Here is a 12,238-nt window from a genome sequence, read left to right on the forward strand (position 1 = left end):
GGGTACGAGGCGACGCGGGCGGTGCGGGGGATGCGTTTCTGCCCCGGCACGTACACGCAGGTGCCCGTCGTGTCGTAGGTGAAGCCGTGGTAGCCGCACACGATGCGGTCCCCGTCGAGTCGGCCCCCGCCCCGCCGCCGCGATCTCCGTGCCGTCCGGGCCGTACAGCACCGCGCGGCCGCTCACGGGCTTCTCGCCGCTCTCCACCGCCCGTACCGCCGCGAGCAGTTCGGCGGCCGTCCCGCTGAGCTTCGTCCCGGCCACGATGGGCCCGGCCTTCTCCGCCTTCCGCCGCTCGATACGCTCCCGCTCCACCTGCTGCGCCAGCAACTCGGCGGCGGCCTCGGACAGTTCGGGAGCGGCGGCCTCGGCCTTGGCCTCGCCGGTGCCTTCGGCGTTCTCGGCGGCCGCGCCCTCGTCACCTTCCACGGCGGCGTCCGCGGTGCTCTCCGCAGCCGCGTCCTCGGCGGTCTCCACGGCGTCCGTGCCCGTGTCCTCGGACGGCGAGGTCTCCGTGGTCTCCGGGTCCGTGCTCACAGCGTGCTCCAGTCGTGATCGGGATAGCGGTGCAGAGGCGCCGACACATCGTCGAGCGCTCGGCAGATCTCGTCAGGAAGACTAAGCGCCTCCACTGACAATGCGGCCGTGAGCTGGTGCGCGTTGCGCGCGCCGACGATCGGGGCGGCCACCCCGGGCCGGTCGCGGACCCAGGCGAGGGCGACCTGGAGGGGCGTCACAGCGAGGCCGTCGGCGGCGATGGTGACCGCGTCCACGATGCGGGTCGCCGTGTCGTCGAGGTAGGGCGCGACGAAGGGCGCCATGTGGTCCGAGGCGCCGCGCGAGTCGGCCGGGGTCGCGTGCCGGTACTTGCCGGTGAGGACCCCGCGCCCGAGCGGCGAGGAGGGCAGCAGCCCGATGCCCAGGTCGAGCGCGGCCGGCAGCACCTCGCGCTCCACGCCTCGCTGGAGCAGCGAGTACTCGAGCTGCGTGCTCGCCAGCCGCGTGCGCGTGCCGGGCGCCGCCAGCTGCCAGGTCGCCGCCTTGGCCAGCTGCCAGCCGCAGTAGTTGGAGACCCCCGCATAGCGCGCCCGCCCGCTGCTGACCGCCAGGTCCAGGGCCTGGAGCGTCTCCTCCAGCGGGGTGAACGGGTCGAAGCCGTGGATGTGCCACACGTCGACGTAGTCCGTGCCGAGGCGGGCCAGCGAGGCGTCCAGCGCGGCGAGCAGGTGGCCGCGCGAGCCGTCGAAGCGGCGGTCGGGGTCGGGTACGCTCCCCGCCTTCGTCGAGATGACCAGGTCCCGGCGCGGCACGAGCCCCTCTATGAGCTGTCCGAGCAGGTACTCGGCCTCCCCGTCGCCGTACACGTCCGCCGTGTCGACGAGGGTGCCGCCGGCCTCCCAGAACGCCTTCAAGAGGTCCGCGGCGTCATGCTCGTCGGTGTCGCGCCCCCATGTGAGGGTGCCGAGTCCGATCCGGGACACACGAAGGCCGGTACGGCCGAGATGCCTCTGCTCCATGAACGCCGAGATTACTGGCCTGAACCTGCCCTGTGGTTGCCTGTGGATAACCGATTTCCACGATGATCCACAGTCCTTCGCAGAGCACGCTCCGTGACCACTCACCGGCACCCGTCCTGTCCGCCCGGACCACCTCGCGCTAGGGTCGGCACAACAGCGACGTTACTGATCGGTAAGGGGTCTGCCATGCAGCTCGGGATCAACCTCGGCTACTGGGGTGCCGGAATGGACGGCGACAATCTCGCCGTGGCGCAGGAGGCCGACCGGCTCGGCTACTCGGTGTGCTGGGCCGCCGAGGCCTACGGCTCCGACGCGGCCACGGTGCTCACCTGGGTCGCCGCGCAGACCGAGCGCATCGACGTCGGCTCGGCCATCTTCCAGATCCCGGCCCGCCAGCCCGCGATGACCGCGATGACGGCCGCGACCCTCGACTCGCTCTCCGGGGGCCGCTTCCGCCTCGGCATCGGTGTCTCGGGCCCGCAGGTCTCCGAGGGCTGGTACGGCGTCAAGTTCGACAAGCCGCTGGCACGCACGCGTGAGTACGTCGAGATCGTCCGCAAGGCGATGACGCGCGAGCGCCTGTCGTACGACGGCGAGCACTGGACGCTGCCGCTGCCCGGCGGTCCGGGCAAGCCCCTGAAGCTGACCGTGCACCCGGAGCGCGAGCACATCCCGCTCTACATCGCCGCGATCGGCCCGAAGAACCTGGAGCAGACCGGCGAGATCGCCGACGGCGCGCTGCTCATCTTCCCGTCCGCCGAGCACCTTGAGGACACCGCCATCAGGCACCTGCGGGCCGGGCGCGAGAAGGCGGGAAAGACCCTGGAGGGCTTCGACATCGTCCCGACGGTCCCGCTCGCCTTCGGCGAGGACAAGGACGTCGAGAAGCTCGCCGACACCTTCCGCCCGTACACCGCGCTGTACGTCGGCGGCATGGGCAGCCGGCAGCAGAACTTCTACAACAAGCTGGCCCAGCGCATGGGCTTCGAGGCGGCCGCCGCCGAGATCCAGGACAAGTACCTGGCCGGCGACAAGGAAGGCGCCGCGGCCGCCATCCCGCACGACCTGATCGACAAGACGAGCCTGCTGGGTTCCGTGGACCGCATCGCGGACCGGATGAAGGAGTACGCGGCGGCCGGTGTCACCACCCTGACGCTCTCCCCGGCGGGCTGGACCCTGGAGGAGCGGATCGCCGCGCTGCGCGCCGGAACCGAGGCACTGGAGCGCGCGGGTCTCGCGTGACGGGAGTCCGTCGTACGGAAGTTTTCTACGGCCGTGGTGGGGGCTCGGGGGGTCTTCCCCGCCACGGCCGTCACGGGGAACAACGCGCGGCAGCCCGTGCGGTTACGCCCCCGACGGGACATCCGTAGTCATCCTTTTGGCGGAGTTGTCCGACAGTGCTGTTGCAGCACCTCTGACGTCGCATTTGACTCGTTCTTTGCGGAATGCGGCGAAATCCTGCATGGAGGTGCCTTCAGATGCTCTCGGCCAAGAACCTGTTCCAGGAGATCCTCGACAACGACGAGTCGTTCCGGCTGTTCTGCTCCATCGCGGCCAGCGGCGAGTCCCAGGGCGGCTGGGAGAACGGGCGCATCGCCGTGCTCGTCCCGCCGGCCGAACGCGACCTCGCCCCCAAGATCAGCCGGCACGGCGCCGACGAGGACAAGCACGGGCGCATTTTCAACGCCCTTCTCAAGAAGCGTGGCCTCGAACCCGTCCCGGTGCCCGCAGACACCGACTACACGATGCTCCTGGAGCGGCACGGCATCGGTCTCGCGCACGAGAAGCTCAAGGGCGAGAGCGCGCTGACCGTCCAGGACGTCGTCACCTACCTCGCGCACAGCCGGGTCACCGAACAGCGCGCCTCCGAGCAGATGGACCTGCTGCGCAAACACTTCGCCGACCACCCCGACCTCGGCCGCGCGGTACGGATGATCTCGAACGACGAGGACAACCATCTCGCCTACTGCCACGAGGAGTTGCTGCGCTTCGCCGCCGCCGGACACGGTCGTGCCATCCAACGGACGCTGCGCGAGTGCGCGTTGGCGGAGATCCGCATCTACCGGGACGTCAGCCTCGCGGTGATGGCCCACATGGGACGCGTCCTCGGCTGGCCGCGCGCCAAGTCGGCGGCCCTGGCAGCGGGCATCCACGCCGTGTACGCGTACGAACGGCTCGGCGGCTGGCGGCGGATGGTGTCCCTGAGGATGCCGGAACGACGCGACGCGCTCGGCGGACCGGCCACCGCGGCACCCGAGTTCGCCTGAGCCCGAACGTCGCCCTACAGCCAGCCGCGCCGCTTGAACGTCCGGTACAGCAGCACCTCCAGGGCGGCCATCAGCAGGATCACCGCCGGATACCCCCACAGCCAGTGCAGCTCGGGCATGTGATCGAAGTTCATGCCGTAGATCCCCGCGATCATCGTGGGGACGGCGGCCATGGCGGCCCACCCGGAGATCTTCCGCATGTCGTCGTTCTGCCGCACGCTGGTCTGCGCGAGGTGCGCCGACAGGACGTCCGAGACCAGCCGGTCGAGGCCCTCCACGGACTCGTTGACCTTCATCAGGTGGTCGTTCACGTCACGGAAGAACGGTCGCGACTTGTCGTTCACGAACGGCACCCGGTCCGCGAGCCCGACGCCCGTGAGCCGGGCCAGCGGCTGGGCGAGCGGTCCTGTCGCCCGGCGGAACTCCAGGATCTGCCGCTTGAAGGCGTAGATCCGCGAGGCCGTGGTCCGCGAGCCGCCGCCGGTCGGCGAGAACACCGCCGCCTCCAGCTCCTCCAGGTCGGTCTGCAACTCGCCCGCGACGTCCACGTAGTGGTCGACCACCGCGTCCGCGATCGAGTACAGCACCGCCGTCGGCCCGTGCCGCAGCATCTCCGGCTCCTCCTCGAGACGGTGCCGTACGGCCGCCAGAGGGGCCTCCTCCCCGTGCCGGACCGTCACCACGAAGGAGTCGCCTACGAAGACCATGACCTCGCCGGAGGTGACGACGTCGCTGTCGGCCTCGTAGCCCACCGGCTTGAGGACCACGAACAGGGAATCGTCGTAGACCTCCAGCTTGGGCCGCTGATGCGCGGTCAGGGCGTCCTCGACGGCCAGCGGGTGCAGCCCGAACTCCTGGGTGACCTTGTCGAACTCCTTCTCCGTGGGCTCGTAGAGGCCGATCCAGACGAAGGCGCCGCCCACCCGACGACAGTGGTCCAGGCCGTCGGAGAAGTCGCCGGGCCCCTCCGTCCGGCGTCCGTCACGGTAGATGGCGTAGTCGACGATCACGGTGCGTATTCTCCCGCCGTCCGGCCGAGGACGCACCCGCGCGTACGCCTACGCTTGGCGTCATGCCCACGTTGATCCTTGTCCGGCACGGACGTTCGACCGCCAACACCGGGGGAGTGCTCGCCGGCTGGACGCCCGGAGTCGCCCTCGACGAGCGCGGCAACGCCCAGGCCGCCGCGCTCCCCGCACGGCTCGCCACGCTGCCGATCGCCGAGGTCGTCACCAGCCCGCTGCAACGCTGCCAGGAGACCCTCCAGCCCCTCCTGGACGCCCGCCCCGAGCTGCGGCCGCACACCGAGGAACGGATCGGGGAGTGCCACTACGGCGACTGGTCCGGCCGCAAGCTCGCCGAGCTGATGGACGAGCCCCTGATGGAGGTCGTCCAGTCGCACCCCTCGGCGGCCGCGTTCCCCGGCGGCGAGTCGATGCGGTCGATGCAGACCCGCGCGGCCGAGGCCGTACGCGAGTGGAACGCGCGCGTGGAGCGCGATCACGGCGCCGACGCCCTCTACCTCATGTGCTCGCACGGCGACATCATCAAGTCCCTTGTCGCGGACGCACTCGGACTTCATCTGGACCTCTTCCAACGGATCTCCGTAGAACCGTGTTCCATCACCGTGATCCGTTACACCCGTCTCAGGCCATTTCTCGTACGGCTCGGGGACACCGGTGATCTCGCGTCCCTGGCACCGCGCGAGGAGCCCCCGGGCGACGACGCCACGGTCGGGGGCGGCGCGGGCGCACCGTGATCGTCGGCCGCAGTAGGGTGAAGCGGTCGCAGTAGCGCCGCACTTGTCAGCAGTCGATTCCAATGGAGACAGGACGTGTCCCGTCAGGTGTACCTCTACGACCCACCGGACCGCTTCGTAGCCGGTACGGTCGGTCTGCCCGGGCGCCGTACGTTCTTCCTCCAGGCCGCCGCGGGCCCTCGGGTGACCAGCGTGGCCCTGGAGAAGACGCAGGTCGCCGCGCTCGCCGAGCGCATGGACGAGCTCCTGGACGAGGTCGTACGGCGCAGTGGCGGCAGCGCGGCCGTCCCGGCCGTCACCCCCACCGAGATCTCCGACACCCGTCCGCTGGAGACCCCCGTCGAGGAGGAGTTCCGCGTCGGCACCATGGCGCTCGCCTGGGACGGTGAGGAGCAGCGCATGATCGTCGAGGCGCAGGCCCTCGTCGAACTCGACGCCGACACCGACGAGGACCTCGCCGAGGCCGAGGAGCGCCTCCTCCAGGACGAGGAGAACGGACCCCCGATGCTGCGGGTCCGCCTCACCGGCGCCCAGGCCCGCGCCTTCGCGAAGCGGGCCCTCGACGTCGTCAACGCCGGCCGTCCGCCCTGCCCGCTGTGCAGCCTCCCGCTCGACCCGGAAGGACACGTATGTCCGCGCCAGAACGGATACCGCCGCGGAGCGTGACCACGGCCGAGCTGCTCGCCAAAGGTGAGCTGAGAGTGCGCGGACAGATCCGCGAGGCCTCGAACGCGGTGCTGTTCTGCTCCGTGACGTACGAGGGCCGCGAGGCGTCCTGCGTGTACAAACCCGTCGCCGGGGAGCGGCCGTTGTGGGACTTCCCGGACGGCAACCTCGCCCAGCGCGAGGTCGCCGCCTACGAGGTCTCCGAGGCGACCGGCTGGGACCTCGTGCCGACCACCGTGCTGCGCGACGGGCCGTACGGCGAGGGCATGTGCCAGCTGTGGATCGAGACGGCGGCCGAGTCCGAACTGCTCGCCCTGGTCGACGGCGAGGAGCCCGAAGCAGGCTGGAAGGCCATCGGGTTCGCCGAGGTCGGTGAAGGGAAGACCGCCCTCCTGGTGCACGCCGACGACGAGCGGCTGCGGCGGCTCGCCGTCCTCGACGCCGTCATCAACAACGCCGACCGCAAGGGCGGCCATCTGCTGCCCGCCGACGAGGGCCGCCTTTACGGCATCGACCACGGTGTCACCTTCAACGCCGAGAACAAGCTGCGCACCCTCCTGTGGGGCTGGGCGGGCGAGCCGCTCACTCCGGAGGCGGTCGAGGTCCTCCAGGCGCTCAGGGAGGCACTGAGGGACGGCGGCGGGCTCGCCGCGAAGCTCGCCGAGCTGATCACCGCCGTAGAACTCGATGCCACGCGCGCGCGGGTCGACGCGTTGCTCGCGGACGGGAAGCATCCCGAGCCGAGTGGGGAGTGGCCGGCCATTCCGTGGCCGCCCGTGTAGAAGCACGGCGATCAAGGTTGCGCAAGAGCGCCTTACCGGTCATCCGGCCTGGTCCGGTTCGTATGCGAAACATCTGTCCGGTTACGCTCATGACATGTATGCCTGGCCCGCTTCTGAGGTCCCCGCCCTTCCCGGCAAGGGCCGCGACCTCCGGATCCACGACACCGCGACCGGCGGTCTGGTCACCCCTGACACCGGTCCCGTCGCCCGTATCTATGTCTGCGGCATCACGCCGTACGACGCCACCCACATGGGGCACGCGGCGACCTACAACGCGTTCGACCTCGTGCAGCGCGTGTGGCTCGACACCAAGCGGCAGGTTCACTACGTCCAGAACGTGACCGACGTCGACGACCCGCTCCTGGAGCGCGCCGAGCGCGACGGCGTCGACTGGGTGGCCCTCGCCGAGAAGGAGACCGCGCTCTTCCGCGAGGACATGACCGCCCTGCGCATGCTGCCCCCGAAGCAGTACATCGGCGCGGTCGAGGCGATACCCGGCATCGTGCCGCTCGTCGAACGCCTCAGGGACGCGGGTGCCGCCTACGAACTCGAGGGTGACGTCTACTTCTCCGTCGGCTCCGACCCCAACTTCGGCAAGGTCTCGAACCTCGACGCCGCCGCGATGCGGCTGCTGTCCGCCGAGCGCGGCGGCGACCCGGACCGCCCGGGCAAGAAGAACCCGCTCGACCCGATGCTCTGGATGGCCGCCCGCGAGGGCGAACCGAGCTGGGACGGCGGCTCGCTCGGCCAGGGGCGCCCCGGCTGGCACATCGAGTGTGTCGCGATCGCCCTCGATCACCTCGGCATGGGCTTCGACGTGCAGGGCGGCGGCTCCGACCTCGCCTTCCCGCACCACGAGATGGGCGCCTCGCACGCCCAGGTGCTGACCGGCGAGTTCCCGATGGCCAAGGCGTACGTCCACGCCGGCATGGTCGGTCTCGACGGCGAGAAGATGTCGAAGTCCCGGGGCAACCTCGTCTTCGTCTCCGCGCTGCGCCGCGAGGGCGTCGACCCGGCCGCCATCCGGCTCACCCTGCTCGCCCACCACTACCGCTCCGACTGGGAGTGGACCGACCAGGTGCTCGCGGACGCGGTCGCCCGGCTCGGCCGCTGGCGTGCCGCCGTCTCCCGGCCCGACGGCCCGGCCGCCGAGCCGCTCGTCGAGGAGATCCGCGAGGCCCTCGCGAACGACCTGGACGCTCCGGCCGCACTCGCCGCCGTGGACCGCTGGGCGGCCCTCCAGGAGACCGACGGCGGCACGGACGAGGGCGCCCCCGGCGTCGTGTCCCGTGCCGTGGACGCCCTGTTGGGCGTGGCCCTGTAGCGGTCGCCGGACACAAAGAAGGCGGTGCGCAGCTCGCGCACCGCCTTCTTTCACGTCTCGTACGCCCTACTCCTCGGACGAGTCCTCGTCGTCGGAGTCACTGTCCGACCCGGCCTCGGGTCCGGCCTCGGGTCCGGCCTCGGGTCCGGCATCGGTCTCTGGTTTCGCGGGTCTCTGCGGCTTCGGCCGGCCGGCGCCGGGGTTGTCGCGGAGATACGTCGCGCTGTCGCTGCCGTCCGCCGTGGCGTGCCCACCGGGTGACGGGCTGCCGCCGCCGTCCCGTCGCCGGAGATAGCGCTCGAACTCGCGGGCGATCGCCTCGCCCGACGCCTCCGGCAGCTCCGCGGTGTCGCGGGCCTCCTCGAGCGTCTGGACGTACTCGGCGACCTCGCTGTCCTCGGCGGCCAGCTGGTCCACGCCGACCTGCCAGGCGCGCGCGTCCTCGGGCAGCTCGCCCAGCGGGATGCGGACGTCGATCAGGTCCTCCAGGCGGTTGAGCAGCGCCAGGGTGGCCTTCGGGTTGGGCGGCTGCGACACGTAGTGCGGCACCGCGGCCCACAGCGACACGGCCGGTACGCCCGCGTGCGTGCACGCCTCCTGGAGGATGCCGACGATCCCGGTGGGACCCTCGTACTTGGTCTCCTCCAGGTCCATCCGCTGCGCCAGGTCCGAGTCCGACGTGGTCCCGCTGATCGGCACCGGACGTGTGTGCGGGGTGTCACCGAGCAGCGCGCCCAGGATCACCACCAGCTCCACGCCCAACTCGTGCGCGAAGCCCAGCAGTTCGTTGCAGAACGAGCGCCAGCGCATCGACGGTTCGATACCTCGGACGAGGACGAGGTCGCGCGGCTTCTCGCCGCCGACCCGGACCACCGAGAGGCGCGTTGTCGGCCATGTGATCTTTCGCACGCCGGCGTCCATCCACACCGTGGGCCGGTTGACCTGGAAGTCGTAGTAGTCCTCGGCGTCCAGCGCCGCGAACACCTCGCCCTTCCACTCCCTGTCCAAGTGCGCGACCGCGGTGGAAGCGGCGTCGCCGGCGTCGTTCCAGCCCTCGAACGCGGCCACCATCACTGGGTCGATCAGCTCGGGAACCCCCTCCAGCTCGATCACCCAGCGCCTCCTTCCGATCTGCCCTCGCGTACGCCCCAACCTTACGGCGTCCGACGGGGGCGCCCGCAGCCCCCTTGCACGGGGGAGTGAACCCATGCCTGCCCCGTCCGGGACGGTCGAACACACAAGATCGCCATCCTGTGCGGACCCGCCCCGGCCGGTCACTCCTCCGATGGATCAGCGGGGCGGATCACTCGATCACAGGGTCGAACGCAACCACTGCTCCACGCTCGCGATGTGCACCGTCGCCCACGACCGTGCCGCCTCCGCGTCCCGGTCGCGCAGCGCGCCCAGGATCGCCCGGTGCTCGTGCAGCGTCCGGCTCACCGCGTCCTCCTGCGTCAGACCGCGCCAGATCCGGGCCCGCGTGGTCGGCCCGGACAGACCGTCGAGGAGCGAGCAGAGCACCGAGTTGCCGGAACTCTGCACGATCCCCCGGTGGAACTCCAGGTCGCACGCGACCAGTTCCTCCACCGAGGGGGCACCGCCCAGCGCGTCCAACTGGGCGGAGAGCGCGTCCAGTTGCTGCTCGCTGATCCGCAGCGCCGCCATCCCCGTGGCCGCCGGTTCCAGAATCCGCCGTACGGCCAGGAATTCGAGGACCGTGTCGTCCCGGTGGAAGTCGACGACGAAACTCAGCGCCTCCAGGAGGAGTTGAGGATCGAGGCTGGTGACGTACGTGCCGTCGCCCTGCCGCACGTCGAGGATGCGGATCAGCGAGAGGGCGCGTACGGCCTCCCGCAGCGAGTTGCGGGACAGGCCCAGTTCGGCGGCGAGTTCGCTCTCCTTGGGGAGCCGGTCCCCGGGACGCAGCGCGCCGGAGACGATCATTCCCTTGATTTTCTCGATCGCCTCATCGGTGACTGCCATGGCCGGCCTTCCTGTTGCTCAGACGTCCGATGTATCAGGTGCATTATGCGGGTTCAGCAGGCTGAACGGGAGGGAAATCCACAGCTCAGGCAAGTGCTTCGAGCTCCGCGAGCACCGCGTCCTCGTCCAGCGTGCCCAGTGTCCGGTTCCGCATCAGCACCCGGCCGTCGACGACCGTGTCCCGTATGTCCGCCGAGTGCGCGGCGTACGCGAGCGTCGACCACGGGTCGTGCAGCGGCCGCAGATGGGGCGCGTCCAGGTCGAGCACGACGAGATCGGCCCGCTTCCCGGCCTCCAGCGAGCCCAGGTGATCACCCAGGCCCAGCGCCCGCGCACCCTCGATCGTCGCCATCCGTACGGCCTGTTCGGCGCCGACCGCCGTGGGGTCGCCGCCCGCCTTGTGGACGAGAGCCGCCTGCCGTACGGCGCCCAGCACGTCCAGCGTGTTGGAGCTGACGGCGCCGTCCGTGCCCAGTCCGACGGTCACGCCCGCGCTCAACAGCCGTGGCACCGGCGCGATTCCGCAGCCCAGCTTCAGGTTGGACACCGGACAGTGGGCGACCGATGTGCCCGTGCGGGCCAGCGCCGCGATCTCCGGACCAGTCAGGTCCACGGCGTGCGCGAGCAGCAGATCGGGACCGAGCAGCCCCAGCGAGTCGAGCAACTCCACCGGCCGCTTGCCGTACTTGACCTCGACGGTGGCGACCTCGGTCGGGTTCTCCGCCGCGTGGATGTGCAGCAGCGCACCGAACTCCCGTGCCAGGGCGGCGATTTCGACGAGCTGGTCGGGGGCGAGGGTGTAGGTCGAGTGCGCGAAGACGATCGGGCGCAGGCCGGGGCGTGCCTCGCCGCGGGCCACCAAGTCCCGTCGCGCCCAGTCCAGTCGGTCCTCGTAGGCGATACGGTCCGGCGGCTCCGGCACGTCCATGAAGGTGGGCCCGGTGTGCAGTCGCCAGCCCGCCTCACGGGCCGCCTGCTCGGCCGCCTCGTGGAACCAGTACATGTCGAGCGCCGAGGTCACCCCGGCCCGTACGCTCTCGGCCACCGCGAGCCGCACCGCCGCCGCCACGTTCTTCGGCGTCAGTAGCTGGGCCTCCCACTTCAACACCCGTTCCAGGAAGCCCTGGAGAGTGACGTCGTCGGCGCGGCCGCGCAGCAGCGTCATCGCGAGATGCGTGTGCGTGTTGATCAGCCCGGGCAGCACGAGACAGCCCGACGCGTCAATGGACTCCGCCGCCGTGAACCGAGTTGTCAGCTCCTCGGCCGGTCCTACGGCGACGATCTCGCCCTCGTGGACGGCAACTGCCCCGTCCCGTACGACCGTTCCGGCCTCGTCGACGGTCAGGACGTCACCGCCGTGCACCAACAGGTCGATGCTCAACGTGCTCATACCGTCGACTCCTCGGCCTCGGCGAGCAGTCGGAGCGCCTCCAGCGAGACGATCGCGCCCCGCTCGACACCGGCCGCCACGACCTCCCGATGCGGGTCGTACCCGCCGGTGGTGTCCTCGTCGACGAGTTCATCGGCGTTGGCGCCGTCGATGACCAGCACCCCGCCCGCGACCAGACCGCGCAGCGAGGCCGTCACCAGCAGCGCCGACAGCTCCATCTCGATCGCCGCGAGCCCGGCGCCGTCGTAGGAGAAGAGGGGGAGAAGGCCGGGCTGGAAGGCCGCGCGGGTCCAGACGATGCCGCGGTGGTGCGGGGCGTCGGCCTCGCGGGCCGCGCGCTGGAGGGCGAAGACGGCCTCGGGGGCGGCGACCGCCGGGTACTCCGGGGGCAGCAACTGCTGGGTGACGCCGTCGTCGCGTACGGCCGCCTCCGCGATGACGAGGTCGCCGTCGCCGATGCCGGGCTTCATCGCGCCCGCCGTGCCGAAGCGCAGGAAGGTGCGGACCCCCGCGTCCGCCAGCTCCTGGAACAGCAGGATCGCGCCCGGCC

General features: G+C 70.8%; 12 protein-coding genes and 1 pseudogene. 6 read left to right on the forward strand and 7 right to left on the reverse strand.

The features are described from left to right. Positions 1 to 122 (reverse strand): annotated as a pseudogene (locus ACNFOC_RS41040) (Rieske 2Fe-2S domain-containing protein); the annotation flags it as partial. 411 nt (positions 123 to 533) lie between these two features. Further along, positions 534 to 1,517, reverse strand: coding sequence for an aldo/keto reductase (locus tag ACNFOC_RS41045; RefSeq protein WP_416964111.1), 984 nt, complete (start codon positions 1,515 to 1,517; stop codon positions 534 to 536). A gap of 186 nt (positions 1,518 to 1,703) precedes the next feature. Here ACNFOC_RS41045 and ACNFOC_RS41050 point away from each other — a divergent pair, with 186 nt between their 5' ends. Both ACNFOC_RS41050 and ACNFOC_RS41055 read left to right on the forward strand, forming a co-directional pair. Beyond that, entirely contained in the window at positions 1,704 to 2,759 is a 1,056-nt protein-coding gene (locus ACNFOC_RS41050) for an LLM class F420-dependent oxidoreductase (protein WP_416964112.1), read from the forward strand. 236 nt (positions 2,760 to 2,995) lie between these two features. Continuing rightward, entirely contained in the window at positions 2,996 to 3,784 is a 789-nt protein-coding gene (locus tag ACNFOC_RS41055) for a ferritin-like domain-containing protein (RefSeq protein WP_416964113.1), read from the forward strand. 14 nt (positions 3,785 to 3,798) lie between these two features. Here ACNFOC_RS41055 and corA read toward each other — a convergent pair whose 3' ends face one another. Further along, a complete protein-coding gene (corA, locus tag ACNFOC_RS41060) occupies positions 3,799 to 4,794 on the reverse strand; it encodes a magnesium/cobalt transporter CorA (RefSeq protein WP_416964114.1) in 996 nt (331 codons plus the stop codon). Positions 4,795 to 4,856: 62 nt separating this feature from the next. Here corA and ACNFOC_RS41065 point away from each other — a divergent pair, with 62 nt between their 5' ends. The 4 genes from ACNFOC_RS41065 (at position 4,857) to mshC (ending at position 8,315) form a co-directional block, all read left to right on the forward strand. Next, a complete protein-coding gene (locus ACNFOC_RS41065) occupies positions 4,857 to 5,543 on the forward strand; it encodes a histidine phosphatase family protein (RefSeq protein ID WP_416964115.1) in 687 nt (228 codons plus the stop codon). Positions 5,544 to 5,618: 75 nt separating this feature from the next. Next, the gene (locus ACNFOC_RS41070) at positions 5,619 to 6,209 is read left to right on the forward strand and encodes an Rv2134c family protein (RefSeq protein WP_019059144.1); all 591 of its coding nucleotides are present in this window, start codon (positions 5,619 to 5,621) and stop codon (positions 6,207 to 6,209) included. Continuing rightward, entirely contained in the window at positions 6,173 to 6,991 is an 819-nt protein-coding gene (locus ACNFOC_RS41075; protein WP_416964116.1) for an Rv2133c family protein, read from the forward strand. The genes ACNFOC_RS41070 and ACNFOC_RS41075 overlap by 37 nt, the downstream gene beginning before the upstream one ends. 94 nt (positions 6,992 to 7,085) lie before the next feature. Continuing rightward, the gene (gene mshC / locus ACNFOC_RS41080) at positions 7,086 to 8,315 is read left to right on the forward strand and encodes a cysteine--1-D-myo-inosityl 2-amino-2-deoxy-alpha-D-glucopyranoside ligase (RefSeq protein ID WP_416964117.1); all 1,230 of its coding nucleotides are present in this window, start codon (positions 7,086 to 7,088) and stop codon (positions 8,313 to 8,315) included. Between the two features lie 66 nt (positions 8,316 to 8,381). On the opposite strand, the gene ACNFOC_RS41085 is transcribed toward mshC, so the two are convergent. The 4 genes from ACNFOC_RS41085 to ACNFOC_RS41100 form a co-directional block, all read right to left on the reverse strand. Then, entirely contained in the window at positions 8,382 to 9,428 is a 1,047-nt protein-coding gene (locus ACNFOC_RS41085) for a PAC2 family protein (protein WP_416964118.1), read from the reverse strand. A 198-nt stretch (positions 9,429 to 9,626) separates the two neighbouring features. Continuing rightward, positions 9,627 to 10,298 carry a FadR/GntR family transcriptional regulator gene (locus tag ACNFOC_RS41090; RefSeq protein WP_033283704.1) on the reverse strand — a complete coding sequence of 224 codons (672 nt, stop codon included), beginning with the start codon at positions 10,296 to 10,298 and terminating at the stop codon, positions 9,627 to 9,629. An 85-nt stretch (positions 10,299 to 10,383) separates the two neighbouring features. Continuing rightward, entirely contained in the window at positions 10,384 to 11,679 is a 1,296-nt protein-coding gene (locus ACNFOC_RS41095) for an amidohydrolase (protein ID WP_416964120.1), read from the reverse strand. A gap of 5 nt (positions 11,680 to 11,684) precedes the next feature. Then, positions 11,685 to 12,238, reverse strand: a 554-nt coding sequence (locus ACNFOC_RS41100; RefSeq protein ID WP_416964119.1) for a phosphorylase family protein, incomplete at its 5' end; no start/stop codon positions are given.

The sequence above is a fragment of the Streptomyces colwelliae genome (genome assembly GCF_048158785.1).
Classification (GTDB): Bacteria; Actinomycetota; Actinomycetes; order Streptomycetales; family Streptomycetaceae; genus Streptomyces.

What these genes read in the sequence shown, in the direction of transcription:
- ACNFOC_RS41075 (WP_416964116.1), top strand. Translation starts at nt 6,173, where the DNA reads ATGTCCGCGCCAGAACGGATACCGCCGCGGAGCGTGACCACGGCCGAG.
- ACNFOC_RS41065 (WP_416964115.1), top strand. Translation starts at nt 4,857, where the DNA reads ATGCCCACGTTGATCCTTGTCCGGCACGGACGTTCGACCGCCAACACC.
- ACNFOC_RS41090 (WP_033283704.1), bottom strand. Translation starts at nt 10,298, where the DNA reads ATGGCAGTCACCGATGAGGCGATCGAGAAAATCAAGGGAATGATCGTC.
- ACNFOC_RS41050 (WP_416964112.1), top strand. Translation starts at nt 1,704, where the DNA reads ATGCAGCTCGGGATCAACCTCGGCTACTGGGGTGCCGGAATGGACGGC.
- ACNFOC_RS41055 (WP_416964113.1), top strand. Translation starts at nt 2,996, where the DNA reads ATGCTCTCGGCCAAGAACCTGTTCCAGGAGATCCTCGACAACGACGAG.
- ACNFOC_RS41045 (WP_416964111.1), bottom strand. Translation starts at nt 1,517, where the DNA reads ATGGAGCAGAGGCATCTCGGCCGTACCGGCCTTCGTGTGTCCCGGATC.
- mshC (WP_416964117.1), top strand. Translation starts at nt 7,086, where the DNA reads ATGTATGCCTGGCCCGCTTCTGAGGTCCCCGCCCTTCCCGGCAAGGGC.